Source organism: Jonquetella sp. BV3C21, from assembly GCF_000468895.1.
GTDB classification, from domain to species: domain Bacteria; phylum Synergistota; class Synergistia; order Synergistales; family Dethiosulfovibrionaceae; genus Jonquetella; species Jonquetella anthropi.
On sequence record NZ_AWWC01000018.1, the window covers coordinates 78,865 to 103,293 of the forward strand.

At 61.3% G+C, this 24,429-nt stretch carries 24 protein-coding genes, 3 tRNA genes and 1 other RNA gene; 23 read left to right on the forward strand and 5 right to left on the reverse strand.

The features are described 5' to 3' along the window. Genes pyrR through HMPREF1249_RS04595 form a run of 6 tightly spaced genes read left to right on the forward strand, consistent with a single transcriptional unit; the run spans position 1 to position 4,367 of the window. Positions 1–612 carry a bifunctional pyr operon transcriptional regulator/uracil phosphoribosyltransferase PyrR gene (gene pyrR / locus HMPREF1249_RS04570; protein WP_008522605.1) on the forward strand — a complete coding sequence of 204 codons (612 nt, stop codon included), beginning with the start codon at positions 1–3 and terminating at the stop codon, positions 610–612. Then, positions 560–1,318: an iron-sulfur cluster-binding protein gene (locus tag HMPREF1249_RS04575; RefSeq protein ID WP_008520423.1), complete on the forward strand. Its 759-nt coding sequence runs from the start codon at positions 560–562 to the stop codon at positions 1,316–1,318. The genes pyrR and HMPREF1249_RS04575 overlap by 53 nt, the downstream gene beginning before the upstream one ends. Further along, on the forward strand, positions 1,302–2,255 hold the full coding sequence (locus HMPREF1249_RS04580; RefSeq protein ID WP_008520425.1) for a dihydroorotate dehydrogenase: 954 nt from the start codon (positions 1,302–1,304) through the stop codon (positions 2,253–2,255). The genes HMPREF1249_RS04575 and HMPREF1249_RS04580 overlap by 17 nt, the downstream gene beginning before the upstream one ends. Further along, a complete protein-coding gene (gene pyrF, locus HMPREF1249_RS04585; RefSeq protein WP_008520427.1) occupies positions 2,252–2,968 on the forward strand; it encodes an orotidine-5'-phosphate decarboxylase in 717 nt (238 codons plus the stop codon). Before HMPREF1249_RS04580 ends, pyrF begins: the two co-directional genes overlap by 4 nt. Next, the gene (gene pyrE, locus HMPREF1249_RS04590; protein ID WP_008520429.1) at positions 2,956–3,546 is read left to right on the forward strand and encodes an orotate phosphoribosyltransferase; all 591 of its coding nucleotides are present in this window, start codon (positions 2,956–2,958) and stop codon (positions 3,544–3,546) included. The genes pyrF and pyrE overlap by 13 nt, the downstream gene beginning before the upstream one ends. Next, positions 3,543–4,367: a hypothetical protein gene (locus HMPREF1249_RS04595; RefSeq protein ID WP_008520431.1), complete on the forward strand. Its 825-nt coding sequence runs from the start codon at positions 3,543–3,545 to the stop codon at positions 4,365–4,367. The genes pyrE and HMPREF1249_RS04595 overlap by 4 nt, the downstream gene beginning before the upstream one ends. A 64-nt stretch (positions 4,368–4,431) precedes the next feature. Here the strand turns inward: HMPREF1249_RS04595 and HMPREF1249_RS04600 are convergent, their stop codons facing one another. Next, entirely contained in the window at positions 4,432–5,685 is a 1,254-nt protein-coding gene (locus HMPREF1249_RS04600) for an arginine deiminase (RefSeq protein ID WP_021775875.1), read from the reverse strand. 113 nt (positions 5,686–5,798) lie between these two features. Then, positions 5,799–5,887, reverse strand: a tRNA-Ser gene (locus HMPREF1249_RS04605). 159 nt (positions 5,888–6,046) lie between these two features. On the opposite strand from HMPREF1249_RS04605, the gene ffs reads away from it, so the two are divergent. After that, positions 6,047–6,145: signal recognition particle sRNA small type (gene ffs, locus HMPREF1249_RS07790), an RNA gene on the forward strand. A 20-nt stretch (positions 6,146–6,165) separates the two neighbouring features. Here ffs and HMPREF1249_RS04610 read toward each other — a convergent pair. Beyond that, complete coding sequence (locus tag HMPREF1249_RS04610) at positions 6,166–6,738, reverse strand: HD domain-containing protein (protein ID WP_008520435.1); 573 nt, start codon at positions 6,736–6,738, stop codon at positions 6,166–6,168. 184 nt (positions 6,739–6,922) lie between these two features. On the opposite strand from HMPREF1249_RS04610, the gene lepA reads away from it, so the two are divergent. The 3 genes from lepA to murB are packed head-to-tail and all read left to right on the forward strand — an operon-like array spanning position 6,923 to position 10,874. Beyond that, complete coding sequence (gene lepA, locus HMPREF1249_RS04615; RefSeq protein ID WP_008520438.1) at positions 6,923–8,749, forward strand: translation elongation factor 4; 1,827 nt, start codon at positions 6,923–6,925, stop codon at positions 8,747–8,749. Beyond that, positions 8,733–9,878, forward strand: a complete 1,146-nt coding sequence (locus HMPREF1249_RS04620) for a coproporphyrinogen-III oxidase family protein (protein WP_008520439.1) — start codon at positions 8,733–8,735, stop codon at positions 9,876–9,878. The genes lepA and HMPREF1249_RS04620 overlap by 17 nt, the downstream gene beginning before the upstream one ends. A 42-nt stretch (positions 9,879–9,920) precedes the next feature. Then, positions 9,921–10,874 carry a UDP-N-acetylmuramate dehydrogenase gene (gene murB, locus HMPREF1249_RS04625; RefSeq protein ID WP_039873264.1) on the forward strand — a complete coding sequence of 318 codons (954 nt, stop codon included), beginning with the start codon at positions 9,921–9,923 and terminating at the stop codon, positions 10,872–10,874. Between the two features lie 37 nt (positions 10,875–10,911). On the opposite strand, the gene yedF is transcribed toward murB, so the two are convergent. Then, complete coding sequence (yedF, locus tag HMPREF1249_RS04630) at positions 10,912–11,502, reverse strand: sulfurtransferase-like selenium metabolism protein YedF (RefSeq protein WP_008522624.1); 591 nt, start codon at positions 11,500–11,502, stop codon at positions 10,912–10,914. Positions 11,503–11,609: 107 nt separating this feature from the next. On the opposite strand from yedF, the gene selA reads away from it, so the two are divergent. The 8 genes from selA (at position 11,610) to HMPREF1249_RS04670 (ending at position 19,491) form a co-directional block, all read left to right on the forward strand. Then, entirely contained in the window at positions 11,610–13,025 is a 1,416-nt protein-coding gene (gene selA / locus HMPREF1249_RS04635; protein ID WP_008522626.1) for an L-seryl-tRNA(Sec) selenium transferase, read from the forward strand. A 1-nt stretch (position 13,026) separates the two neighbouring features. Further along, positions 13,027–14,955, forward strand: a complete 1,929-nt coding sequence (gene selB / locus HMPREF1249_RS04640) for a selenocysteine-specific translation elongation factor (protein ID WP_021775892.1) — start codon at positions 13,027–13,029, stop codon at positions 14,953–14,955. Continuing rightward, entirely contained in the window at positions 14,955–15,782 is an 828-nt protein-coding gene (locus tag HMPREF1249_RS04645; RefSeq protein ID WP_008520448.1) for a 4-(cytidine 5'-diphospho)-2-C-methyl-D-erythritol kinase, read from the forward strand. Before selB ends, HMPREF1249_RS04645 begins: the two co-directional genes overlap by 1 nt. 29 nt (positions 15,783–15,811) lie before the next feature. Continuing rightward, a complete protein-coding gene (locus HMPREF1249_RS04650; RefSeq protein ID WP_021775879.1) occupies positions 15,812–16,651 on the forward strand; it encodes a phosphoribosyltransferase family protein in 840 nt (279 codons plus the stop codon). Positions 16,652–16,675: 24 nt separating this feature from the next. Then, entirely contained in the window at positions 16,676–16,858 is a 183-nt protein-coding gene (locus HMPREF1249_RS04655) for a ferredoxin (protein ID WP_021775918.1), read from the forward strand. 13 nt (positions 16,859–16,871) lie between these two features. Further along, positions 16,872–16,947, forward strand: a tRNA-Ile gene (locus HMPREF1249_RS04660). Positions 16,948–17,987: 1,040 nt separating this feature from the next. Then, on the forward strand, positions 17,988–18,584 hold the full coding sequence (locus HMPREF1249_RS04665; protein ID WP_021775889.1) for a ZinT/AdcA family metal-binding protein: 597 nt from the start codon (positions 17,988–17,990) through the stop codon (positions 18,582–18,584). 298 nt (positions 18,585–18,882) lie between these two features. Beyond that, complete coding sequence (locus tag HMPREF1249_RS04670; RefSeq protein WP_021775910.1) at positions 18,883–19,491, forward strand: ZinT/AdcA family metal-binding protein; 609 nt, start codon at positions 18,883–18,885, stop codon at positions 19,489–19,491. Between the two features lie 145 nt (positions 19,492–19,636). Here HMPREF1249_RS04670 and HMPREF1249_RS04675 read toward each other — a convergent pair. After that, a tRNA-Ser gene (locus HMPREF1249_RS04675) sits at positions 19,637–19,722 on the reverse strand. 77 nt (positions 19,723–19,799) lie between these two features. Here HMPREF1249_RS04675 and HMPREF1249_RS04680 point away from each other — a divergent pair. The 5 genes from HMPREF1249_RS04680 to HMPREF1249_RS04700 all read left to right on the forward strand — a co-directional run bounded on the left by HMPREF1249_RS04680 (position 19,800) and on the right by HMPREF1249_RS04700 (position 24,399). Continuing rightward, entirely contained in the window at positions 19,800–20,237 is a 438-nt protein-coding gene (locus tag HMPREF1249_RS04680) for an acyl-CoA thioesterase (RefSeq protein ID WP_008522635.1), read from the forward strand. Positions 20,238–20,315: 78 nt separating this feature from the next. Next, positions 20,316–21,323: an ABC transporter substrate-binding protein gene (locus tag HMPREF1249_RS04685; protein ID WP_008520468.1), complete on the forward strand. Its 1,008-nt coding sequence runs from the start codon at positions 20,316–20,318 to the stop codon at positions 21,321–21,323. Positions 21,324–21,407: 84 nt separating this feature from the next. Next, complete coding sequence (locus HMPREF1249_RS04690; protein ID WP_021775917.1) at positions 21,408–23,063, forward strand: ABC transporter permease; 1,656 nt, start codon at positions 21,408–21,410, stop codon at positions 23,061–23,063. Continuing rightward, positions 23,063–24,160, forward strand: a complete 1,098-nt coding sequence (locus HMPREF1249_RS04695) for an ABC transporter ATP-binding protein (protein ID WP_021775885.1) — start codon at positions 23,063–23,065, stop codon at positions 24,158–24,160. The genes HMPREF1249_RS04690 and HMPREF1249_RS04695 overlap by 1 nt, the downstream gene beginning before the upstream one ends. Positions 24,161–24,201: 41 nt before the next feature. Continuing rightward, on the forward strand, positions 24,202–24,399 hold the full coding sequence (locus HMPREF1249_RS04700) for a ribbon-helix-helix domain-containing protein (protein WP_008522639.1): 198 nt from the start codon (positions 24,202–24,204) through the stop codon (positions 24,397–24,399). Positions 24,400–24,429: the final 30 nt, after the last annotated feature.

Consider the following 24,429-nt stretch of genomic DNA (forward strand, 5'->3'; position numbering starts at 1 on the left):
TTGCGGGAAAAACGGACGATCATGGACGGCGCTCACATCGAGCGGGCCCTGCGCCGGGTTGCCGACGAGATACTAGAACACAACGGCGGAGCCGCCGGGCTGATGCTTTTGGGCATTCAGCGCCGAGGCGTTTACTTGGCTAACCGGCTGGCAGACCTGCTTCAGAACGCCGAAAAGGTGAAGGTCCCTAAAGGGCAGCTGGACATCACGCTGTACCGGGACGATCTGACGCTGCTGAGCGACGAGCCGATAGTTCACAGCACGTCCCTGCCCGGCGACGTGACGGGGCAGAAGATCATTCTGGTTGACGACGTGCTCTATACCGGCCGGACGATTCGGGCAGCGCTTGACGCCCTGACCGATCTGGGGCGTCCCGCGTCGGTACAGCTGGTCGTGCTGGTGGACCGGGGACATAGGGAGCTGCCGATTCAGCCGGATTTTCTGGGCCGACGGGTGCCTACGGCTTTAAGCGAGACCGTGGAAGTGAGGCTCAGCGAGTTGGACGGCGAGGATCGGGTGGTCATTTGCCAAGCGGGGGAGCTCAGGAGGGGAACAGGGGATGACGAAGGACTGGATAGGCACGCTGAGGGCTCAGGAGCAGATAGGCCCTGACCTTTACGCTGCAGTTGTAGAGTGCGCTCCCGTGGCGCGGCAGGCCCAGCCCGGGCAGTTCGTGCTGGTCTCGCCGAGGGACCGCAGCCTGCGTCTGCTGAGGCCGCTTGGAATCAGCGGCACGAGCGGCGACATGTTTGAGATGATCTATCGAAAAGTCGGGCGGGGAACCGAGCTGATGACCCGTTGGCAGCCCGGAACGGAATTCCTGTTCCGAGGGCCGACAGGCGGGGCGTTCAGTCGGCCGACTGGCCCGGCGATAGCGGTTGCCGGGACGCTGGGCGTGGCGCCGCTCCTTTTTGCCCGGCAGGTCTTCGGTCCGTTTGAGAAAATGTTTCTCGGCGTGCCGAACGGCTCTTGGGAGCCGTTCGCCCGCTGGGTCGCGGGCAGGGCGGGCGAGACGGAGCTTTACTGCGACACCGGGGAAATCGGCTTGAAAGGGTTCTGCACTCAAGGGCTCGACGGCTTAGACCTGAGTGGCCGGTCAGTACTGGCCTGCGGGCCGAACCCGATGCTTGCGGCGCTGTACCGCCGCTGGGGCGGGACTGTGAGCGACATGCAGGTCAGCTTGGAAAAACGGATGGGCTGCGGCATGGGCGGGTGCTTCGGCTGCGTCGTCAGCCTTAAAACCGGGCGTCGGCGTCTCTGCATCGACGGGCCGGTCTTTCAGGCGAAGGAGGTGGACTGGGATGAGCTCCATCTCTAAGTTGACGTGTCACGTCGGCGGGCTGGATCTGACCTCGCCGCTCGTCATCGCCTCGGGCATATGGCCGTACGAAAAAGAGTACTGGGCCGGCGAGTACCTCGACTTTGCCGGGGCCGTGTGCTCCAAGGCCATCACGGCCGATCCGCGGCCGGGCAACCCCGGAACGCGGGTATGGGAAACGCCCTGCGGCATGCTGAACAGCATCGGTCTTCAAAACGAGGGCGCCGGGTCGTTTTTCGGCGGCACGCTGGGCCGGCTCAGAAGCTACGGGAAGCCCCTTCTGCTGAACGTCTCGATGGAAAGCTCTTCCGACTTGGAACGGATATTGGACGCCATGGAGCCAGTCGCGCCGTCGGTTGACTGCGTGGAGCTGAACGTGTCCTGTCCTAACGTCGATCAAGGCTGCATGAGCTGGGGCGTGGATCCTGCCCTGACGGCCCAAGCGGTTCAGCAGGTCCGCCGCCGGTGGAGCGGCCCGCTGTGGGTTAAGCTGACCCCGCAGGCGCCCGATCCGTGCGCCGTGGCCAAGGCCGCCCAGGACGCGGGGGCCAGCGCTCTTGTCGTCGCCAACACGTGGTTGGGAGCTGCAATCGACACGGTCAAAGCCCGTCCGGCTTTTGACCGGGTTGTGGCGGGACTTTCCGGCCCGGCGATTTTCCCCTTGGCCCTTCGGATGGTTTGGCAAGTCTGCGGCGCCGTGGATATTCCCGTCGTGGGCTGCGGCGGCGTCGCCTCGGCTGACTCGGCCGTTGCCATGCTGATGGCCGGCGCGGCGGCGGTCGAAGTGGGGATGGCGCTTTTTTCCGATTTCAGCGTCTTAGAGCGCATCGCCCGAGGGCTTGAAGAGGAAGTATCCCGCCGAGGTTTTCAATCAGTCGGCGAGTTGGTCGGTCTGGCGAGGCCTGACCGGGATTTACAGGAGAGGATGAGACGATGACAGAGAAAGACCTGCCGCTTTTTGCCGCTCTGGACCTTGACACCCTCAAGGAGGCCCGACAGACTGTTGACCGTTTGGCCGGGCTGGTCCGGGGAATCAAGATCGGGCCGAGACTGTACTCTCTGGGAGGACGCCCTTTCATCGACGAGATCGTTGACCGGGGCTTTGACCTGTTTCTCGACCTGAAGCTTCACGACATTCCCAACACCGTTCGGCTGGCGATCGAGGCCTTGGCCGACGCCGGGCTGTGGTGCGTGACGGTTCACGGCGCCGGCGGACGGCGCATGCTGGAAGAAGCTGTGGCCGCCCGAAACGCCCGAGGCTCGTCGATGAAGATCTTGGCGATCACCGTCCTGACCAGCTTCTCGGAGGAAAGTTGGTCGGAGGTGGCTCCCGGAACGTCCATCGAAGCGGCGATCCGAGCCAGAGCGAAGCTCTGCGACGATACGGGGCTTGACGGACTCGTCTGCTCGCCGCTCGACCTGCCGATCGTAAAAAGCTGCACGTCGCCTCGGTTGCTGAAAGTCGTCCCGGGCGTCCGTCTGGCTGCGGCAGGGGACGACCAGACGCGGGTTGCCACGCCGAAAGACGCGATTATCGCCGGGGCAGATTATCTGGTCATGGGTCGTCCGATCTACAAAGCAAAAGATCTGGAAGGCGCGATGGATGCAATCAAACAGTCCATACAGGAGGGATTATCATGTCGGGTCTGACCGTAGAAGAGCAGATTAAATCAATGATGATCGAGAGCGGCGCGTGGCTTCAAGGGCATTTCCGGCTCACGTCGGGCCGCCACAGCGGCAACTACATGCAGTGCGCCATGATGCTCCGCTACCCCAAAAAGGCCGCGTTCGCCGGCGCGGAGCTGGCCAAGCTGCTTCGGCCTTTGGAGCCGGATTTCATCGTCTCTCCTGCTCTTGGCGGGTTGATCATCGGTCACGAAGTGGCTCGGGCGCTTGACGTTCCGTTTTTGTTCTGCGAGCGCGAGGCGGGAGCCATGCGGCTGCGGAGGTTCCCGGCGCCGGAGGGTAAAAAGTTCGTGGTCGTCGAGGACGTCATCACGACCGGCGGCTCGCTTAAGGAAACGGCCGTTCACGTGGCATCGCTCGGGTGCCGCTGGGTCGGCTCGGCCTGCATCGTCGACCGCAGCGGCGGCGACAACGTCATCGGCCCGTCGCTCATCTCGCTGATGAAAATTTCGTTCCCGACCTACGAGGAAAGCGAGTGCCCTCTTTGCGCTTCACTGGGAACGCCGCCTGTGAAACCGGGGAGCAGAGACCTGTCCAAATGAGGCGCGGCGCCGCCCGGAGCGCCGCGGTTCTAGCGCTGGGCCTGTGCCTTGCGGTCAGCTCTGCCGCTTGCGCCGCCTCGTTTGACCTGATGACAACTGACCCGTGGCTTGGAAGCATCGGCGCGTTTTTGGGCGGGACGTACCTGCCGGTGGCGCCGATCACGCCGTGGCAGGTCGACGGCAAAACCGAAAAGCACCGCTGGGACGGCAAAACGCCCCTGTTGGCTCTCGACGTGGCGCAGGCGAAGCGGTTCCGTCTGGTTGGACGGGACGGGAGACTCCTGCCTCACGTGTCGGTTCTGTACGACGAGCGCCCTCAGACCGACGGTCAGCCTGACGAAGTCTTTTACCTCGATCCGGCTCGGCTGCCGTACGTGGCCCAGAAGGTCATGACCGTCGCCGCGTCGCTCCAGCCGAAGCACTATTCGTTTTTTCAGCGCCGGCTCGCCGAGTTCGAGTCCCGGCTCAACAGCACGATCCTGTCGGGCCGGCAGCAGCTGAGCGGCCGAAGGTTCTGGGAACTTGGCGGGTGTCTGTCCGTGTTCTGGCAGGCGTTGGGCTGTCAGGTAGAAAAAAGCGGCGCGGAAGCCAAGGCGGAGGTGCAGCACTGGCTGTCCCTGCCCGATTCGCTTCGCCGCAAAACCTCGCCGCCATGGAAAGGCGCCACGCTCATCGTCGACTGGACCGTGTCGGACTCGTTGGCCCGGTCGCTTCGCGGCGCGCCCGGCGTCGCGTTCATCGATCCGCCGGTGGGGCCCCAGCCGCTGTTTGCCCTGCACGACACGTTTCTCAAGCTGGGACAGGAGCGCCCGTGCCCGTAACGTTTTAACGGCATACAAAAAGCGCCCGCTAGGCTTTTTGCCTAGCGGGCGCTTTTTAAGTCGTCTATAAGTCGTCCCGAATCAGCGGCATGGTGGAGCATCTCGGACCGCCGCCGCCTTTGACCAGCTCGTCGGCCTTGACGGCCACGACGTTGATGCCGCCTTTTTGAAGTGCCTCGATGGTCACCTCGTTGCGGTCCCAAATGCAAACCCGGCCGGGCTCCAGATTTACCGTGTTGCCGCCCGAGCCGGCGCGCTGTTCGGCGAACGCCACGTCGTGCGCCTCTTCGCCGCCCACCTTGATGATGCGGACGGCGCTCAGCCCTAAAAGCCGCTTGATGGCGCCGAAGAGCGAATCTTCACGGTGAACCTTCAGTGTGTTCTTCGCGCCCCGGGTGATGTGGAGGGCCGTGATTTTCTCCTCCACGTACGGGTAGAACAGGAACGCGTCATGGTCAATCATGTTCAGGAACATGTCCACGTGAAGGTACATTCCCATCGGGTCGGCGGCGTTCATTCGCGGGTTGTCGAACATCAGGGCCAGAACGTCGGTTATCGGCCCGTTGTCCATCGTCCGTCGGGCCAGCTGCTCGATCGCCTGTGGGCGCGTCCGGTCGTTGACTCCCACGACGAACAGCTGGCTGCTGTAGCAGTGGACGTTGCCGCCCTCAATCGGAGCCGTATCGCCGGGCGCCTTCCCGTACCACGCCTGTTTGTTCCAGTCGGCGAAGTGAGGATGGTAGGTGAAAATGGCCTTGTAGCAGAGGGGCTCCTTGTGCCGGTCCGGGTTGTTCATCACGCCGAAGATCGGCCGGTCGCCCATAATGATGGCCGGGTCTCGGCTGTAGAGGACGTTTGTCATCGGGTAGAGGCACCAGTGGGTCGTGCTATCCGCCAGAGTTCTGAGGGATACGCCGTCGGTGGCCTCGCTTAGTTCCAGCTTGGTCATCCCGTAGAACAGCCTGTCGACGAGCTGCTGCGGGGAAAGCGACGAGAGAAAGTCCGCGACGGTCTCGCAGGTCTGCTCGTCCAAAAAGGGACGCTCGATGTCGATCACGCCGCATACAACTTGAGCGCGGGCAATCGGGTTCTCCAGCGTCTCGCGCAGCAGGTCTTCAAAGAGGAAGACCTTCGTGCCGAACGACTCGACCGCGCGGACGAACTCCTTGTGTTCCTCCAGCGCTTTCTTGGGACTCGGCACGGCGTCCCATGCCAGAGATGAGACGTTTGTCGGCGTGCAGCGTTCGATCCCGCACCCGGGCGGCTGCATGATAACTTCTCGGAGACGACCGATTTCGGAACTGACATGAAAGGCCACGGCGCTTTCCTCCTTCTTCCCGCTGGCTCATTGAGGGCGCGGCGGTGAGTTGTTCTGAAGCTGTCTTCAGCGTAAAAAAATCACCCGCTGTGCGGGTGATCGTTTGTCCTAAGTGGCGGAGAGGGAGAGATTTGAACTCTCGGTACCTTGTGGGTACACTTGCCTTCCAAGCAAGCACCATCGACCGCTCGGACACCTCTCCGCAACGCGGCAATTGTAACACGTACCAAAGAGAGCCGCAAGGCTGAAGAGGGAACCGATTCAACGAAAAACTTTAATTCGTCTCTCCCGCAGCCGTCCCCCTTGATATTTCCGGCTTCTCACGTTAGTATGACTCTTGTCGCTCGGCGTTTCGGCTGAGCGGTCAGCCTTGTGCGGCAGAACGCTCCCCAACCCCGTCAGGTCCGGAAGGAAGCAGCGGTAAGGAGATGGTCTGGGTGCCACAAGACTCTGGCCGCTCAGCCGTGATGCCGGGTGTTTTTATGAGCGGCCGACGGACGGCTTTGACCGGACGCGCTTTGACGGCCTGCCTGCTGCCTCGCCGGCGTCCTTGCCGGTCAGACGGAGAAACTCGTCAGCGACGGCCCGGGCCGCGTCCAATCGGGCTCGGCACGCCTGAGCCGCCGCCGGCGGAATTTTCGCCAGCATGGCTCGTTCCCGCTCGTCGATGGTGCAGAGCGAATGGTCGCTGGTCATCTTGTCGGCCAGATAGAGCAGCTTCGCCTCGACTGACGGCGAGCGCCCCAGCTCAAAATGTCTTGCGACCAGCTTGGCCGGCGCGGGGAACCCCGCTTCCCGGAGGGCGCGGGCTCCTGTTTGGTCGTGCCCCATGCCGTCGGTTCGCCGCAGGTCGTGAGTCAGGGCCGCAGCGACGAGCAGCGACAGGTCGACGGCCCGTCCATTTCGGACGAGCGCCCGGCCGAGGCGAAGGGCCGTCAAGGCGACAGCCCGTTCATGACGTCTCACCCGCTGTGGCGTCCCGTGAAGCTGATGAAGCTGGCGTATCTGGGCGAACGACGGCAACTCCCGCCGGCTGGAAGAATTTAGGCTCATATTTCTCGCTTCCTTACTGCTTTTGATGGGAAAAGTGAGGTTATTATACTCAAAAGGCCGCCGGTTCGCGAGGCTGACCGGCAAAGCGCCGCCGAAGCTTCAAGGCTTGCCAGTTTCGTGAACGTATTCTTTAGGGTATACTTTAATATCAGCTTAGTTCGGGTTCGCCCGGCAAAACGGAGGAATGACTCACGTGACCGCCGAGATCTCTAAAATACGCAACTTTTCTATCGTGGCTCACATTGACCACGGCAAGTCGACCTTGGCCGACCGGCTGCTGGAATTCACCGGAGCCATTGATCCCAGAAATATGAAAGATCAGGTCCTCGACACCTTGGAGCTGGAACGGGAGCGGGGCATCACCATCAAGTCGGTGCCGGTCCGAATGGCCTATCGGGCCCAAGACGGCGAGGACTACGTGCTCAACCTGATCGACACGCCCGGTCACGTCGACTTTGGCTATGAGGTTTCCCGATCGCTGGCGGCGTGCGAGGGCGCTCTGCTCGTCGTGGACTCGACCCAAGGTGTTCAGGCCCAGACGCTGGCCAACGCGTACAAGGCGTTCGACCAAGGGTTGGAAATTCTGCCGGTGCTGAACAAGATCGACCTGCCGTCCGCCCGTCCGGAGGAAATCCGCAAGGAAGTAGAGGACGTGGTGGGCATCGACGCGTCCAAGGCGGTTCCCTGCAGCGCCAAAGAGGGGATCGGCATTAAAGAAATTTTGGAACAGATCGTCGCGCTGGTGCCTCCGCCGTCGGGAGACCCACAAGCGCCGCTGCAGGCGCTCATCTTTGACGCGGTGTACGACAACTATCGGGGCGTGGTCTGCTACATCCGAATGGTCAACGGCACGCTGAAGGCCGGCCGAAAAATCAGGCTGATGGCGACAGGCGCCACCTACGAAGTTGAAGAGGTTGGCGTCTTTTCCCCGCTCTGGAACCCGATCGGCGAACTGGGGCCCGGAGAAGTGGGATATTTTACCGCCAGCATCAAGACCCTGCACGAGGCGAGGGTCGGCGACACGGTCACGTCAGACGACGTCCCGGCGTCGAGCCCCCTGCCGGGGTACAAGTCGGTCAAGCCGGTGGTGTACTGCGGCATTTACCCGGTGGACCGGGACTCGTACCCGCAGGTTCGGGACGCGCTGGAAAAACTGGCGCTGAACGACGCGTCGCTGAGCTTTGACCCGGAAACGTCGGCAGCGCTGGGCTTCGGTTTCCGCTGCGGATTTTTGGGGCTGCTCCACATGGACATTACCCGAGAGCGGCTGGAACGGGAGTTCGGCGTGTCGCTGGTGGCAACGTTCCCCAACGTGGTCTATCAGTTGTTGCTGAAAAACGGCTCTATACTGGAAGCCCACCGGCCGACCGACTTCCCTGACGCCGGCGAGATTGACCAGGTTCGGGAGCCGATGATCCGCCTGACCGTTTACACGCCGTCGGACTACGTCGGCAAAGTCATGCAGCTCTGTCAGGACAAGCGGGGCACGTTCGAGACGATGGAGTACATCACGCCGGATCGGGTGCGGGCCATTTACAAGCTGCCGTTGGCCGAGTTCATCGTCGACTTTTACGACCGGCTTCAGACGGTCACCCGGGGTTATGCGTCGCTGGACTACGATCACATCGGCTTTGAGCCGTCGGACTTGGTCAAGGTCGACGTGCTGATGAACGGCGAGAGCGTGGACGCCTTCTCGTTTATCTGTCACGGCGACGACGCGTACCACCGGGGACAGAAGGTCGTTTCCAAGCTGAAGGAGCTGATTCCCCGCCAACTGTTCGAGGTGCCCATTCAGGCGTCTATCGGCAAGCGGGTGATCGTCCGAGCCAACGTGAAAGCGCTCCGCAAGGACGTGCTGGCCAAGTGCTACGGCGGCGACATCACGCGGAAGAACAAGCTGCTGGAGAAACAGAAAAAAGGAAAAGAACGGATGAAGCTCATCGGACGGGTGTCCATTCCGCCGGAGGCGTTCCTGCGCTTTCTGGACGTGGACGATGCGGACAGCCGCTGACCTGTTCAGAGGAACTGGCTCCGGTCCCTGCGGGCTGTACCTGCACGTGCCATTCTGTCGGGGCAAGTGCCCGTACTGTTCATTTTACAGCCGGCCTCTCACGGCGCGGGCGCTGGACGAGTACCTGACCGGCGTCGAGCGGGAGCTTGGAATACTCGCGAGCCGCTACAGCGGGAAGCTTCAAACAGTTTATATCGGAGGCGGCACGCCGTCGGCCCTGCCGATTGACGCGTGGCGGAGATTGTTTGCCGCGCTGGAATGGCTGAAGCGGGAAAGCAGCGCGGAGTTTACCGCCGAGGCGAACCCGGAAAGCCTGACAGACGAGCTGATCGGGCTGTGGCAGGACCATGGCGTCAACCGGGTGAGCTTGGGCGTCCAGTCTCTTGACGACCGAATCTTGAGCGGCCTGTCCCGGCATCACAGTGCCGTTCAGGCGCTGGAGCGGACAGCCCAGTGCGTCCGGCTCGGCTTTCGGGTGTCCTGCGACGTCATGTTCGGCCTGCCGGGGCAGACGCTGAGGAATTTCGCCGAGACGGTGAAAAGGCTGGTCAGCACGGGAGTTAGACACCTGTCCTTGTATCAGCTGTCCATCGAGCCGGGCAGCTACTGGTGGGCTCATAGGCCAAAGGAACTGGGCGGCGGCTACGCCTCGTACCGATGGGCCCAGTGGTACCTGCCGCGTCAGGGGTTTCGACAGTACGAGATCGCGTCGTTCGCCGGGCCGGGCGAGGAAAGCCGGCACAACCAGCTGTACTGGACCCGCGCCAACGTTCTGCCTGCCGGGCCGTCGGCTTGGGGGTACTGGGAAGGGTGCCGGACGTGCGGCGAGCCGACCGTCGGCCGATGGGCCGCTGACTTGGCGGCCGGGCGGCTTCCTCTTGCCGGCTGGGAGGAACTTAAAGGCGGCCGGGCCGCCAGCGAGGCGGTTATCTTGGGCACTCGTATGGCCCAGGGAATCGACTTGGCGTCCTGGGAGAGCCAATTTGGCCGCCGGGCCCGGGGCGAGCTGGAACGCCGTCTGTCCCTTCTGCCGCCGGATTGTTTTGCCGTTCGGGCCGGTCGGCTGAGCCTAACGCCGAAGGGCATGAGGCTGGGCAACGCGCTTTGGAGTGAACTGCTTGAATTATGAACGCCGCGAAACGGCGGCTTGAAGGAAAAGGGGAGTCGATTTTTGGACGAGCAGATCATCCGGGAAATCGAGCGGGTTGTCCCGTCAGTTCGAGATGAGGATTTGAGCCGGCACTGCAGCTGGCGAATCGGCGGACGGGCCGATCTGTTTGCCGTCCCCGGCGAGGCCGGGCAAGTCGAAGCGGTTCGGAACTTCTGCTGTCGGGAAGGCGTTCCGCTCGTCGTCATCGGCCAAGGGTCAAACTTGTTGTTTGACGACGAGGGCGTGCGCGGCGTGGTGATGAAAATAGGATCCCGCTGCGGCGCCTGCGTCATTGACGGCGAAACCGTTCGCGTGCAGGCGGGAGCTTGGGGGCCGGGGGTCGTCCGTCAGACCGGCTCGCGGGGGCTGTCCGGGCTGGAACACCTGATCGGCGTACCGGGCTGTTTGGGTGGGTTGGTGTTCATGAATGCCGGAAGCCTGCGGCGCTGTATCGGCGAGTCGGTCGTCTCGGTGAAAGCCCTCGACCCGACAGGCCAAATTCAGGAAGTTTCGCAGAAGGACTGCGGCTTCTCGTACCGGTCGTCGGTCTTTCAGTCCGGCGGTTGGATCATCCTTTCAGCGGTCCTGCGTCTTGTCCAGTCCGATCGGCTGGGCGTCTTGGCCGAAATGGCCGCGGTTTTGGCCGACCGGAAGCGGAAGTTCCCCCTTCGATGGCCAACCTGCGGGTCGGTGTTCAGCAACGACACCGGGCTGTTCGAGCGGTTTGGCCCTCCCGGCAAGGTCATCGACCGGATGGGGCTCAAAGGGACGGCGGTCGGCTCAATGGCCGTGAGCGCCGAACACGGCAACTTCATCATCAACCGAGGCGGCGGTACCTGCGCTCAAGCCGTGGCCCTGATAGGGCTTCTGCGCCGTCGGGTCTTTGCCCGTACCGGCATTTGGATGAACACGGAAGTCCGCTACGTGAGCCCTGCCGGCTTGGTTTTTCCGGCCAGCCGGCTCTGCGGGGAATAAAAATGCCCTCCCGAGCGGGAGGGCATAGAAGAGCGGATTACAGGCAGACGGCGTTGGACGCCAGCATCGTCGAGACGATTTCAAACATGTTGGACACAACGCCGACGCCAATGCTGTCGGTCAGGCCGAAGTGCTTGAGGCAGGTGCCGCAGACCAACACGGAGCCGCCGGCCTTTTCGTAGGCGTTCAGTGCCTCGCAGGTCGGAGTTCCCCTCACGGCCAGCTTGACTCCTTCGTTCATCAGGGCCACGACCGCAGGGCGCAGGTCGTCCAGCTGGGACAGGGTTCCCAGCAGACCTTTGATCAGCACTTCGCCGAGCTCGGCGTCGTTGCCGCCCAGCGTCTGATGGGTGATCAGCATGGCGGGCTTGAGCGCCCGGGCTGGCTGGCACTCGGCTTTCGCCGGGGCCGGCGACGAAACGGCCTTGGTGCCTTCGATGATGATGTCGTCGTTCTCGGCTGACAGCTTCACCGCGTAGCCCTGGCTGGTCAAGAAGCGGGATACGTTCTGTCCGGCAATGGCGTTGTCCACAGTTACCTGAATAGCTTCGGGCGCGCTGGCTAGGGCTTCGCGGGTCATCATTACCGGCTGGGGGCATTGCTGGCCCCGTGCGTCTACTTTTTTCATGACAGGTCACCTCGTCGATCTTCAGGGTGCCGTTGGACAGCATCCTCAAAATTGGTATAGTACTTATAAAATTATATCCCAGGGAGACAACGATTACCACAGGGCAGGTGTTGGACGTGAGCAACGAGAATAAGAGGCAGGCTCTTTTGCGGTCTTTGCCGGCCATGGAAAAAGTGCTGAGCGATTCGAGGCTGTCAGGGTACGATGACCTTGTCGACCGAGGCACGATGAAAAAAATCTGCCGGAGCACATTGGACCGCTGGCGGGCCGATATTTTGGCCGACCAAAGAGAAACGTACAGCGACGAGTCCTTTTTCGCCGAAATCGTCGAAGAACTGAAACGGCGTCAGAAGCCCAGCCTTCGCCCGGTGATCAACGCCACAGGCGTGGTGATCCACACCAACTTAGGCCGCTCTCCGCTGGCGGAACAGGCTGTTCAAGCCGTCGCGGAAGTGGCCCGAGGCTACAGCACGTTGGAATACAACTTGGAGAGCGGTCACCGCGGCCAGAGAAACAGCCACGTGGAATGGCTCCTGTGCCAGCTCACCGGGGCGGAAGCGGCCGTCGTCGTGAACAACAACGCCGGCGCGGTTCTGCTCGCTCTGGCGGCTCTGGCCGGCGGAAAACAGGCCGTCGTCTCCCGGGGCGAGTTGGTCGAGATCGGCGGCTCCTTTCGGATTCCCGATATCATGGGCTTCGCTGGAACCGAGCTCGTCGAGGTGGGCTGCACCAACCGAACTCACGTCTCCGACTACGAGAAGGCCATCACCGACGACACGGCCATGCTTCTCAAAGTGCACCCGTCCAACTTCCGAATTACCGGATTCCACTCCCAGGTTCCCCGCGAGGAACTGGCCGAACTGGCTCACCGCCGGGGCGTCCTGCTGATGGAGGACCTGGGCAGCGGCATCTTGGCCGATCCGAGAGCGCTGGGAATTGAGGACGAACCGACCGTTTGCCAGTGCCTCGACTCGGGCGTCGACGTCGTGACGTTCTCTGGGGACAAACTGCTCGGCGGGCCGCAGTTCGGCGGGATCGTCGGCCGCCGAAACGTCATCGATCGCCTGCGTCACCACCAGCTGCTGCGGGCTCTCCGGTGCGACAAACTGTCGCTGGCCGCAGCCGAGGCGACCCTTCGGCTTTACCTGAGCGGCCAGTGGAGGCAGGTTCCGACGTTGGCCATGGTCTCGGCTCCGGCCACCGTTTTGTACGAGCGCGCCGAAGCGCTGAAGAGGAAAATCGACGCTGAGCTGGCGGACCTGTGCCTGCTAACCGCCGTCGTTCAGACCCAAGACGCCGTTGGCGGCGGCTCCTACCCGGAACGCCCTCTGGCCGGGTGGGGGGTCTCCGTGAGGTCTTCCGAGTCCCTCAGCTCCGGGGCGATTCAAGAGCGGCTCCGTCACGCCGACTTTCCCGTTGTGGCCGGCGCCGGCGACGGGGCCCTCGTCCTGCACCTGCGGACGCTTGCCCCCGACTGCGAATCGGCCCTGCTGAAGTCGCTGCGCCAAGCGCTGGAGGCGTGACGTGGCCGGCCGGGAAATATCGCTGGTCATCGGCACGGCCGGACACATTGACCATGGCAAGACGACGCTGGTCAAGGCCCTGACCGGAACTGATCTGGACCGGCTGGAAGAGGAACGCCGGCGGGGCATTACCATCGAACTGGGCTTCACTCCATTGGAACTGCCCAGCGGCCGGGTTGTCAGTCTGGTCGACGTCCCCGGGCACGAGAAGCTCATCCGCCAGATGGTGGCCGGCGCCTCGGGCCTCGACGCGGTGATACTTGTCGTCGCGGCTGACGAGGGAGTCATGCCTCAGACGAGAGAGCACTTGGATATCCTCCAGCTTTTGGGGGTGTCCAAAGGCCTCGTCGTGCTCACCAAGTGCGACGTCGTCGAGGCGGACATCTGCCGCATGGCCCGAGAGGACGTGACGGAGCTCGTCCGAGGAACGTTCCTTGAAGGAGCGCCGATTCTGCCGGTCTCTTCCGTCACAGGACAAGGCATTCCGGAGCTTAAAGCTGAGCTGGACCGATTCGTCGACAGCACGGCCCCGCGAGACAGGAGCGGCGCGCTCTTTCTGCCGGTCGACCGGGTCTTTCACGTGGCCGGGTTCGGCACGGTCATCACCGGCACGTCGTGCCGCGGCTCGGTGACCCGCGGTGACGAGGTAGAGGTTTTGCCCGCCGGGCGGCCGTCTAAAGTGCGGTCCGTTCAGGTTCACGGGACGTCGGTCGTCCGGGCCGAGGCCGGCCAGAGAACGGCTCTGTGCTTGGCCGGCATCGAGACGGATCAGGTGAAGCGCGGGGACGTCGTCTGCTCTGCCGGAGTTTTCAAGGCGACCGACTGTTTGGACGTGGGGCTGACCCTGCTGAAAACGGCTCCTGAGCCGCTGGCTCACTGGCAGCGGGTACGTCTCCATCTGGGAACGTCCGATGTGCTCGCCCGCGTGTCCCTGCTGTCCTCCCGGGAGCTGAACCCGGGAGAGGACGCGCCCGTTCAGCTGGTGCTTGAAGAACCTGCCGCCGCTTCCATCGGCCAGAGGTTCGTCATCCGCTTTTACAGTCCCCTGCGGACCATCGGCGGAGGCGTCGTCATCAACCCTTACGGCCGTAAGCCGGGCAACCGGCGCGTCCGCGAGCGCATGAGCGGCGAGCTGCTGAACCTTGAAGGCTCTCTTGACCGAGACGACCGGGTCTGCCGGCTCGTCAGCGCGAGAGGCAAAATCGAGCTGAACGACCTGATGATCGCCTGTCAGGAGATGAAAGAAGACCTGCTTCCCCAGCTGGAAGAGCTTCAGAAGTCCCAGCGTTTGGCGGTCGTGGCGGCCGGTTCAACGGTCGTCTTCTCCAACGAAGAGTTCAGCCGAAACGTCGAAAAGATCTGTTCTGCCTTGGCTGACTACCACGCCAAGTACTCGCACCAGCCCGGCGAAAAGCCCGACGAGCTGATCAACGGCCTGTTCGCCGAGCCGGACCGGAGGGTTAGGCGGGCGATTCTCGACCGGCTGGTTGCCGCCGGGAAAATATCCTCTGAAGGCGGGCTCATTCGTCTGCCGTCGTTCGTCCCTCTGGGGGACGAGGCCTTCGAGAAGAGTCGGACCGCCGTCCTTGACGCGTGCCGAGCCGCCGGGTATCAGTTCCTCACCATCGAAGAGCTCGGCGGCGCCGTCTCGATGAAGGCAAAGGGCTTGGCCGACCTGTTGGCTCAGCTGAAAAAGAGCGGCGACGCGGTCGTCTTGGACGGGACGTTCGTCACCTCTCGGGAGATGGTCGATCAGCTGGTCGAAAAGCTGTCGGCTGTTCAGGGCGGCGTCTCTCTGGCTGACGTGCGGGAGTTGACCGGCAGCAGCCGAAAGTTCACCGTCCCGGTGATGGAGTACTTGGACGGACAGGGGATCACCCGTCGGGTCGGGGATAAGCGGATCGTCCTCCGTCGGAGCGGGGCTCGGTGATGGCCGCCGCCGTCAGCCCTCTGACCGTTCCCAGCTATGCCAAAATCAACCTGACGCTTCGCATCGGCCCTCGCCGGCCTGACGGGTATCACGAACTGACCTCTCTGGTCTGGCGGACGCCGCCGGTCGAGAGCCTGACGATCGCGCCGGCGGCGCGTGACGCTCTGTCGGTGACCGGCTGTCAGATCGAAGGCGAAAATGTCCTCGTCAAGGCGCTGAGAATGATCCGCGCCGAAGGGGAAAACGTCCCTCCGCTGGCAACCGCGCTGGACAAGCGCGTGCCGCCCGGATCTGGGCTTGGCGCCGGAAGCGGCAACGGCGCGGCGTTTCTTCAAGCCATCGAAACTCTGGGCTTTCAAATTGCGGTCGCGCGGGACGCCGCCGGTGCAGACGGATATTTTTTCCTGTCCGGAGCGCAGACTGCCCTGATGAGGGGAATCGGAAACGACGTGACGCCCTGCAGAGCGGCGGAGCTTTCCTGTATCGCCGTCTGTCCCAACTGGCCGACCAACACCGCTCGCGCGTACGCTCGGCTCGACGGGCTACGGGCCAAGCCGCAGGACATGGAAGAGGCGCAACGCGAAGCCATGCGAGTGTTGGACGCGCTATGTGCTGGAGAAAAAGTCGGCCTTCTGCCCAACGACTTTTTAGCCCTTGCCGCCGAGCGGGCGGAGTACGGGGAACTTTTTGCCGCGTTTTCCGACGCAGGCGCTCTGGCGTGGGGGCTCACCGGGAGCGGCAGCGCCGCGTTCGGCGTTTGGCCCTTCGGGAAGGCTCCGGAACTTGAGCTGAACGAACCTTGGATCAGGACGATTCTGCGCCTGTGACGTGCGCAGCAGATGAAAGGAGACCTGTCGTGCGTGGTCAAAGAATTGAACGGCTGATTCGCATTACTTCGAGATTTCTTTCCTCCCCGTCCAGTCCCATCTCGCTGACTGGACTGGCGGACGATTTTTCGGTCTCAAAAACCGTCATCAGCGACGACGTGGCGGTCATCGACGAGACGCTTCAGCTGGAAGGCTTCGGACGGATCGTCGTCGACCGGGGGCGAGCCGGCGGAGCGGCCTACGTTCCCAGTCTGTCGCCTCTTCGCCGGAAAACGTTCCTTGACGAGATGGTCGCGCGGCTGGGCCAGAGTTCCCGCCGCCTGCCCGCCGGGTTCATCTACTACGCCGACGTCCTGTTTCACCCGGCTACTGTCGAGTTGCTCGGGCTCGCTCTGGCGTCCGACTTCCTCGCCTCAAAGCCGACCATCGTCATGACGTCGGAAGTCAAGGGAATCCCGCTGGGACTCTCCGCCGCCCGCGCCTTAGGGCTGCCTCTCGCTCTCTGCCGGTTCCGCAACAGGGCGAGCGACGGGCCGGCCGTGTGCGTCCACTATCCGACGCCGGCGGGAGAAGCTCGGGCTGTTTACATGGGAACAAAACAGCTCGGTTCGGACGATCGGGTGCTCATCGTGGACGACTTCGTCCGGGGCGGCAGTACCGTGGCGGGAATGTGTCAGGTGTCCAGGGAGTTCGGCGCTCAAATCGTCGGGGTCGGCGCGTTCATTCTCGCCGACGAGCCGGCGAAGAAGGCCGTTTCCGGCTGTCAGAGCCTGCTTCGTCTGTCGCCGGGCCGTCGGCTGTATATCTCCGGTGAGGAGGCCCCGACCGAACCGTACGACGATGACGCGGAAGGCTTGACCGTGTTATAATCCCACACATGGGAGGTGCCGTTCATGAAGGTCTCGATTAACGAAGAACGGTGCATCGGCTGCGGCGTCTGCGTCCAGATAGATCCGGACGTGTTTTCTCTCGCCAGCTCACGTGGTGTGGCAAAAGTCATCCGCCCTGAAGGCAACAGCTTGGTGTCTCAGGCGATGACCAGCTGTCCTGTTGACGCTATCATCGTCGAGGAATAAACTTCCCGTACTCGGGCCCATAGCTCAAGGGTTAGAGCTGCCGGCTCATAACCGGGAGGTTCCAGGTTCAAATCCTGGTGGGCCCACCAGAAGGTTACAGTCCCCGCGGAAATTTTTCCGCGGGGACTGTTTTTTTTGATGACTTCGAGTTGTTCTGTTCGTTGTTTAGCCAAGAAAGAAATGCCGTCACGCTTCTTTAGCCGCTTTCCATTGAGGTTTGTGCTGCTCCCGTGCCCTTGAGATCGACTGGCAAACGGTGGGTGATGAGGTCTTAACTCATGACCGCACGATTACACAGACTGGCCTCGTTTGACGGAAAAGGCCAAGTCCCAAGCCCAAAGCCCCAAGCCCCAAGCCCCAAGCCCCAAGCCCCAAGCCCCAAGCCCCAAGCCCCAAGCCCGAAGCCCCAAGCCCGAAGCCCCAAGCCCGAAGCCCCAAGCCCCAAGCCCGGCCTAGGCCGGGCCTTTCGGCGGTCGTCCCTCATTCGTCATCTGTAAGGAAAGGACGTAGCTTCCCAACTTCGAGAGCTGAGGCAACGTCTTTTTTAAATGCCGCGCCTCTCTCGCGGCGCGGCATTTTTCGTGTGCGCTGGTCGGTGTGCTCTGCCTTGAGAGGCTGTCTTGCGTCCATCCGCGTGCGGCGGGCGGTTTGGCAAAAGAGTTGGTCTGTTGGCTACCAGACGTCTGATCGGTCCGGGACGTGGTTGTCCCTAGTATTTTTAGTTTGAAACAGTTTCTGTCCCTCTTTTTTCTGCCAGACTGCAAGCGTTTTTTCGCGGCTGAAGGTGATTTTGGGGGCTTACAGCGTCAATTTTTGCCTTCTGACCACGATAAAGCGAGAGGGGACAGCGCTGTCCTTGTGACGGGGGCATAAGTAAACTTTAGTGCATAATTGATTGATCATCAGTCGTTCATCGTGTCATCCTATAGCGTTTTTCCTGTAATCTGCACGAGCTGGCTTTTGGGGCGATTCTATAAGGCGTTGATATCACTGGTGTTTAATTAATGCTGATAATAAAGCAATGAATAATGCAATTGATTTATCGTAAACTTTTATTTCGTTAAATACGGTTTGTCGGAAACGTGGCATGAGTATACTGGGGCCATCTTCTTTGAAAGGGGAGAGTTTCATGAAGTTGAGTTCTTTGTTTGGTTCCATCGCGTTAGTGGCGGCTCTGGGGGGCATGGCGTTGGCCCAAGATAAGAGCGGTTTGAAGGATTGGGCCGGCGAGTACGTGAGCGCCGACGCGTTCTTGTCCGCACCGCAGGCAGACGAGTTCTGCCAGAAGGTTGTTGACGAAGCGAAGAAGGCCGGCAAGGACGTGACGGCTGATCAGGTAAAAGAAAACGTCGGCGGGCAGTTTGAGTCCCAGTTCAAGAGCGCCCTGATTGACGAGAGCGGCATAACGTTTGAGATCAAGGAAGACGGTCAGAGCATTCACGTTGATTACGAGTTCAAGGGCGCCGTCAGCGCCGCCGACGGGACGAAATGGTACGCCTTCGACGCGAAGGAAGCTCCGGCTGACAGCAAGCTGTCTCATGTGATTTTGAGCGATCTGAGCGGTGACCCTGAGCAGCTTCAGATTCGGTGCGGAGAGGGAAGCGCAGCCGAGCTGGCTGACAACCCGGGCGCCGCGTGGTGCAGCGTTCTGTTCCACAAGGATCTCGCACCTGCTGATTTCCTGTCCAAACTTGACCCGGCCGCGGTCGCCGAGAAGATGGAGTAATTTTCCGGCTAAGATTTTCTCAACCCGCGCGGAAACGCGCGGGTTTTTTATCCTTTCATTTTTTGCAGTGTCTTGTCTGAAGGGAGTAAGCAAGAAGACGCCGATATGGCTGTGCGATCGAGCGGCTGAAGGCGCGCTCCGTCAGGACGATGGACAGCCGCTCGTCCGGCAGGCTCAGAAATTTTCGAGAGAAATTCTTTCAGCGGTCCTACTGATATTATTCCCAAGGTTAGATACTGTTTTATCAAAACGTGTCACGTGTAAGATACAACTATCTTTTGTGAAGGGAAGGATGTCAATGAAGTTTCGTTCGTTGCTTTGTTCCGTAGCTCTGGGGCTTTTTGCCTTTGGCGGGATCGCCGCTGCTCAGGATAAGGCTGAGATCACTGGGCTGAAAGATTGGGCCGGCGAGTACGTGAGCGCTCAGACGTTCTGGACTGATGCTCGGACTGAGGACTTCTTCAAGGCAGTCGTCGAAGAGGGCGAGAAGCAGGGCAAGCCGGCTACCGTTGATCAGGTGAAGCAGAAGATGTCCGACATGTATCATTCGGACTATCAGGCTGCTGTGGTTGACGAGAACGGCATCACCTTTGAGTCAAAAGACGGCAAGAGCGTTCGCGTTGACTACGAGTTCAAGGGCGCTGTGAAGGATGCGGACGGCGAAGATTGGTATTCTTTCGAGGCCAAGGGCACACCTGAGGACAGCCAGCTGACTCACCTGGTGTTGATTCCTCTGCACGGCGATCCCCAGCACTTCCACTTCCGTTACGGCGAGGTAAGCGCTGAAGATCTGCTCACCAAGCCCGAGTATCACGGCTGGTGGGGCACGTTCGTTCACAAGGGCTTGACCTATGAGAAGTACATGGAGAAGATGAAGCCCGCGACGTTCGTCAAGTACGTCCTGTAACTTTTCACAACAAAGAACTTTAACGAGAGGCCCCGCACGCTCTGTGCGGGGCCTCTCGTTTTAGGACGCGTCATTTTTGACAAAGGTTGGCAGATCTGGGGCAAAGAAAAAGCCCCGGCTCGGATTGCCGGGGCGGGGCTGCAGGTGGCGGAGGGAAAGAGATTCGAACTCTTGAGGCTGACGCCTAACGGTTTTCAAGACCGTCGCCTTCGACCGCTCGGCCATCCCTCCGTGCGATGTATTATATCACGGAGGTGTGATATGTTTGTCATGAAAGTCTTTGTCGGTTTTCAGGAGGAGGGAACAGTTTGATTTGTCGATCTTGTGACGTGACGTTTCGGGTGAGATATGCCGAGACGGATCAGATGGGCATTGCCCACCACAGCAATTATTTTGTCTGGTTTGAGATGGGACGTTCCGAGCTGTGCCTCCTGTGGGGCGTGCCGTATGAGCAATGGGAGAAGGCCGGAGTCATTCTGCCGCTGGCCGAAGTGTCGTGTCGGTACCGTCGGCCGGCCCTGTACGACGAACAGCTGCGGCTGGTCACGACCCTGGATTCGGTGAGTCGGGTCAGCGTTTCATTTTCTTATCGACTTTTGGGGGCCGAAGGGGAGCTTCGCGCCCAAGGGTGGACGAAGCACGCTTTCGCGTCGCCGGATGGAAAGCTGATTAAAGGGGGCCACGAGTTCCTTTCGCCGCTGATCGAGACGATGAAAAGGGTCTTGGAGACGCCGGAGAACGCCTGACCATCTTTGCGGCAGGTCACGGACGCGCTATAATCAACATACTTTCAGCTGGGCGCTGGCCCGGCGATTCGTGAGGAGATGATTCAGGTGAGAAGGAGACATGCTGTATTGGCGGGGCTTTTTGCTGGTGCCCTGTGCGCGTCCTGCGCTATGGCGGCTCAGGAGATTAACGCGTACTCCATTATGCCGGAGATGTACGCGGCTCCTGTGACGGCAGAATTCACCCGGTTGACTGGTATTAAGGTCAACTTCATGCGGTTCTCTGCCGGCGAGGCTCTGGCTCGGCTGGTGGCGGAGAAGGACAACCCGCAGGTTGATGTGCTGATCGGCGGCCCGGCGGACACCTACGAGGCCGGTATGGAGAAGGGCGTGTTCGCGTCCTACGTTTCCCCGTCGGCCGAGACGATCCCGGCGGATCTGAAGGATCCGAAGGGATTCTGGACTGGGATCGGGATTATCCCGCTCTGCTTCCTGACGAACACCGATTTTCTGGCTTCCCACAACCTGAAGGCTCCTGCGTCTTGGGCTGACCTGCTGAACCCGGCCTACGAGAAGGGGCTCCAGATGGCAGACGCCCGCACGTCCGGCACGGCGACGGAGCGGATTTACTCGCTGGTGAAGGTGATGGGCGAGGACGAGGCGTTCGCCTATCAGAAGAAGCTGAACGACAACGTGCAGATGTACACGAAGAGCGGTGCCGGCGGCGCGATGCCCGTTGCGACTGGACAGGCTGCAGCTGGTATTTTCTACATCTGCGACGCGCTGCAGATTCAGCAGCAGGGGTATCCTGTAGAGATCACCTACCCGTCCGACGGCGTGACCTACGGCATCGAGGCGGTTGGCATTGTGGCGAACTGCGCTCATCCGGATCTGGCCAAAAAGTTTGTCGACTGGATGACCAGCGTGAACTACGCCCAGTTCATCGTCGAGAACAAGATCAACTACGTGCCGACCCAGCCGAGCGTCAAGACGGAGAACCCGCTGCTTGACCTGTCAAAGATCAATCTTCAGAAGGTGCCGACCGAATGGAAGGGCGCCAACCGCGACCGGCTTGTGGAGCGGTGGGTGAACGAGGTCATCAAGTAGAGCCGGCACCTGCTGCGCTCTAAAAATGCAGATCACGCGCTGCCGGGGTATCCCCGGCAGCGCCATTGAGGATGGTGTGACCTCTTGAAGGGAAGTCCGGTCAAGCTCGATTCTGCCGCTAAGGCGGTCGTCACTGCTCTGTGGCTGTCGCTGGGCGTTTTTGTGGTGTTCCCGTTCGTCCGCCTTCTGTGGATAACGTTCACCGTCGATGGCGCTCCCAGTCTGGGGACGCTGATTCCCGTCGCGACGAACTGGTACAACCAACTGGCGTTCCGCAACAGTCTTCTGCTCGGCTTGGCCGTGGCAACCTGCGGAACTGCGCTCGGGTTCCTCTTCGCCTATGGGGTGACCCGCCTGCACCTGTCAAAGCCCTTTACCTGGATTATTAACGCGGTAGTCATGCTGCCGCTCATCTCGCCTCCCTTTACTAGCAGCATCGCCCTGACCCTGTCGCTTGGGCCGAACGGGACGCTGCTCAAGCTGTTCGGTCTGAAGTCCATCGGGTTCTACGGGTTCAGCGGGACGTTCATTTCCGAGACGCTGACGTATTTCCCGATAGCCTATATGACATTGGCGACGGTTCTTTCCCGTCTGGATCCCAACTTGGAGGACGCGGCCTATTCCATGGGGGCGTCCCCTTGGAGGACGTTTCGGACCGTCACGTTGCCTCTGTCGCTTCCGGGGGTAGCGAACTCGTTTTTGTTGCTGTTTGCCGCGTCGCTGGCCGACTTTGCGACGCCGCTCGTCTTGGCTGGCCACTCGTTCCCGGTTCTACCGACTCAGGCGTACCTTCAGATCACCGGGCTGTACGACTTAAAGGGCGGAGCGGCCCTGTCGTTCATGCTGTTGGCTCCGGCTCTGGCCGTGTACGCTCTCCAGCACTTGTGGCTGGAGAAGAAGAGCTTTGTGACGATCAGCGGCAAATCCGGCGGCCGGTCGAGCGTCAAGGGGCCTGGGCCTGCTGCCCGGACTGCCATGATGGGCGTGATGGACCTCGTTCTGGCGTTTGTGCTGTACCTGTACGGGCTGATTCTCTGGGGCTCGGTGGTGAAGGTCTGGGGCGTTAACCCGACGCCGACGCTTCAAAACTACGCGTACGTGTTCTCGTTCGGCCGGAAGGCGATTATGGACACGCTGCTCGTGGCGCTGATCGCGACGCCTTTGGGCGGCCTGCTGGCCGTGTTTGTGGGCACCGCGTCGGCCCGGTGGAAAATCCGGGGCCGCAAGACGCTGGAAACTGTCTCGCTGCTCAACTACGCCCTGCCGGGGACGGTCGTGGGCATCGCCTACGTGGTGGCGTTCAACTCCAAGCCGCTCGTTCTCACCGGGACCATAAGTGTCTTGGTCGCTGCGTACGTGTTTCGGTACGCGTCCGCTGGAATCCGTCAGGTCATCGCGACGATGCAGCAGATCGACCCGTCAATTGAGGAGGCCTCGGCGAGCCTCGGCGCGGGCAGCGGCCGGACGTTCCGGCTGGTTACCCTTCCGTTGGTCCTGCCGGCCGTGCTGTCAGGGATGAAGTACCTGTTCATCCACTCCATGACGGCTATCAGCGCGACGATTTTCCTCGTTTCTGTCCGATGGAGCCTGCTGACGACGCGAATCCTTGAGTGCATGACCGAACTGCAGTTCGCGCACGCCTGCGCGTTTTCAATCGTCCTGATTCTTATCGTTTTTGTGGCGGGCGGGGTTTTGAATCTCCTGGCCCGAGCTCTGTACCGCGGGAGAGGAGTGGCATAATGGCGCTGTCGCTGAAATTGTCCGAGCTGAGCAAAACTTACACCAAGGACGGCCAAAAGTTTGCCGCCGTTGACGGCGTGAACTTGGAAGTGGGGCAGGGCGAGTTCCTCACGTTTCTTGGTCCGTCCGGCTGCGGGAAAACGACGACCCTGCGGATGATCGCCGGTTTCGAGACGCCCAGCTCGGGAAAGATCGTCATCGGTGGCAGCGACGTGACCGATTTGCCGCCCAACCAGAGAAACGTGGGGTTCGTGTTCCAGAACTACGCGCTGTTTCCCCACATGACGGTTTTTGACAACGTGGCCTACGGGCTGAGGGTGCGGGGACAAAACGCCGGAACGATCGCTCAGGCGGTTGCCGGCGCTTTGGAGCTTGTCGGACTGCCGGCGGCGGCCAAGCGGTACCCGTCTCAGCTGTCAGGCGGCGAGCAGCAGCGGGTCGCGCTGGCCCGCGTTTTGGTGCTCAAACCGCAAGTCCTGCTGATGGACGAGCCGCTCTCCAACTTGGACGCCAAACTTCGGCTCCACATGAGGACGGAAATCCGCCGGATTCAGCAGGAACTGTCGCTGACGTGCCTGTACGTCACTCACGATCAGAAAGAAGCTCTCACCATGTCCGACCGGATCATGGTGATGAACCGGGGGCACGTCGAACAGCTCGGCTCGCCGATGGATCTGTACGCCGATCCGGCCAGCCTGTTTGTGGCCGATTTTATCGGTCAGGCGAACCTGCTGAAGGGCCGGTTGGCCCAGATCAACGGCGAGTTCGGAACAGTCGATCTGGGAAATTCCGTCGGCCGCGCGGTCGCCCGTTTAGTTCGAGGGCGTCAGATGCAGGAGGGACAGTCGGTCGTGCTGGTGGTTCGGCCGGAAAATATTTCCCTTGAAGGGGACGAATCGGACGGCTCTCTCTCGTTTCGGGTTGACCGCCGCCTGTTTGAAGGGGATCGGATCAACTATTCCGGCTGTCTGGGGGACGGCCGGCCGGTTGACTCCTCCGTTCCCTTTCTCGTTGGCACTCGCCTCATAGAACCTGGCGAGATGGTACGCGCGTCGTTTGACCGCCGGGGGGCGGTCGTCGTTCCAGACGAAAAGTAAATGACGGCATGAGGGGCGCTATTTGGAGGGGAAGAGAGAAGATGCAGGAGCGATACATCACCATATCAGTTCGTCTTGAAGAATCACTGGTCGCTCACCTTGATCAGCTGGCGAGAAATTCGGGAAGCACCAGATCCGCGTTCATGCGGCGAATTTTGGCCGAGCACGTGGACTCTCTGGACGAAAGCGCGTTCAAACCCCGGGCAAGCCGCTACCTGCTCGGCGAAAACGGCCAGTAAAATAAAGCGCCCTGCAGTTTTCTGCAGGGC

Excerpts from the sequence above, each read along its gene's own strand:
- HMPREF1249_RS04620 (WP_008520439.1), top strand. The coding sequence starts at position 8,733 with ATGCGGACAGCCGCTGACCTGTTCAGAGGAACTGGCTCCGGTCCCTGC.
- HMPREF1249_RS04645 (WP_008520448.1), top strand. The coding sequence starts at position 14,955 with ATGGCCGCCGCCGTCAGCCCTCTGACCGTTCCCAGCTATGCCAAAATC.
- HMPREF1249_RS04695 (WP_021775885.1), top strand. The coding sequence starts at position 23,063 with ATGGCGCTGTCGCTGAAATTGTCCGAGCTGAGCAAAACTTACACCAAG.
- HMPREF1249_RS04575 (WP_008520423.1), top strand. The coding sequence starts at position 560 with ATGACGAAGGACTGGATAGGCACGCTGAGGGCTCAGGAGCAGATAGGC.
- pyrE (WP_008520429.1), top strand. The coding sequence starts at position 2,956 with ATGTCGGGTCTGACCGTAGAAGAGCAGATTAAATCAATGATGATCGAG.
- HMPREF1249_RS04580 (WP_008520425.1), top strand. The coding sequence starts at position 1,302 with ATGAGCTCCATCTCTAAGTTGACGTGTCACGTCGGCGGGCTGGATCTG.
- lepA (WP_008520438.1), top strand. The coding sequence starts at position 6,923 with ATGACTCACGTGACCGCCGAGATCTCTAAAATACGCAACTTTTCTATC.
- HMPREF1249_RS04700 (WP_008522639.1), top strand. The coding sequence starts at position 24,202 with ATGCAGGAGCGATACATCACCATATCAGTTCGTCTTGAAGAATCACTG.
- HMPREF1249_RS04670 (WP_021775910.1), top strand. The coding sequence starts at position 18,883 with ATGAAGTTTCGTTCGTTGCTTTGTTCCGTAGCTCTGGGGCTTTTTGCC.
- yedF (WP_008522624.1), bottom strand. The coding sequence starts at position 11,502 with ATGAAAAAAGTAGACGCACGGGGCCAGCAATGCCCCCAGCCGGTAATG.
- pyrF (WP_008520427.1), top strand. The coding sequence starts at position 2,252 with ATGACAGAGAAAGACCTGCCGCTTTTTGCCGCTCTGGACCTTGACACC.
- HMPREF1249_RS04595 (WP_008520431.1), top strand. The coding sequence starts at position 3,543 with ATGAGGCGCGGCGCCGCCCGGAGCGCCGCGGTTCTAGCGCTGGGCCTG.
- HMPREF1249_RS04610 (WP_008520435.1), bottom strand. The coding sequence starts at position 6,738 with ATGAGCCTAAATTCTTCCAGCCGGCGGGAGTTGCCGTCGTTCGCCCAG.
- HMPREF1249_RS04655 (WP_021775918.1), top strand. The coding sequence starts at position 16,676 with ATGAAGGTCTCGATTAACGAAGAACGGTGCATCGGCTGCGGCGTCTGC.
- HMPREF1249_RS04685 (WP_008520468.1), top strand. The coding sequence starts at position 20,316 with ATGATTCAGGTGAGAAGGAGACATGCTGTATTGGCGGGGCTTTTTGCT.
- HMPREF1249_RS04665 (WP_021775889.1), top strand. The coding sequence starts at position 17,988 with ATGAAGTTGAGTTCTTTGTTTGGTTCCATCGCGTTAGTGGCGGCTCTG.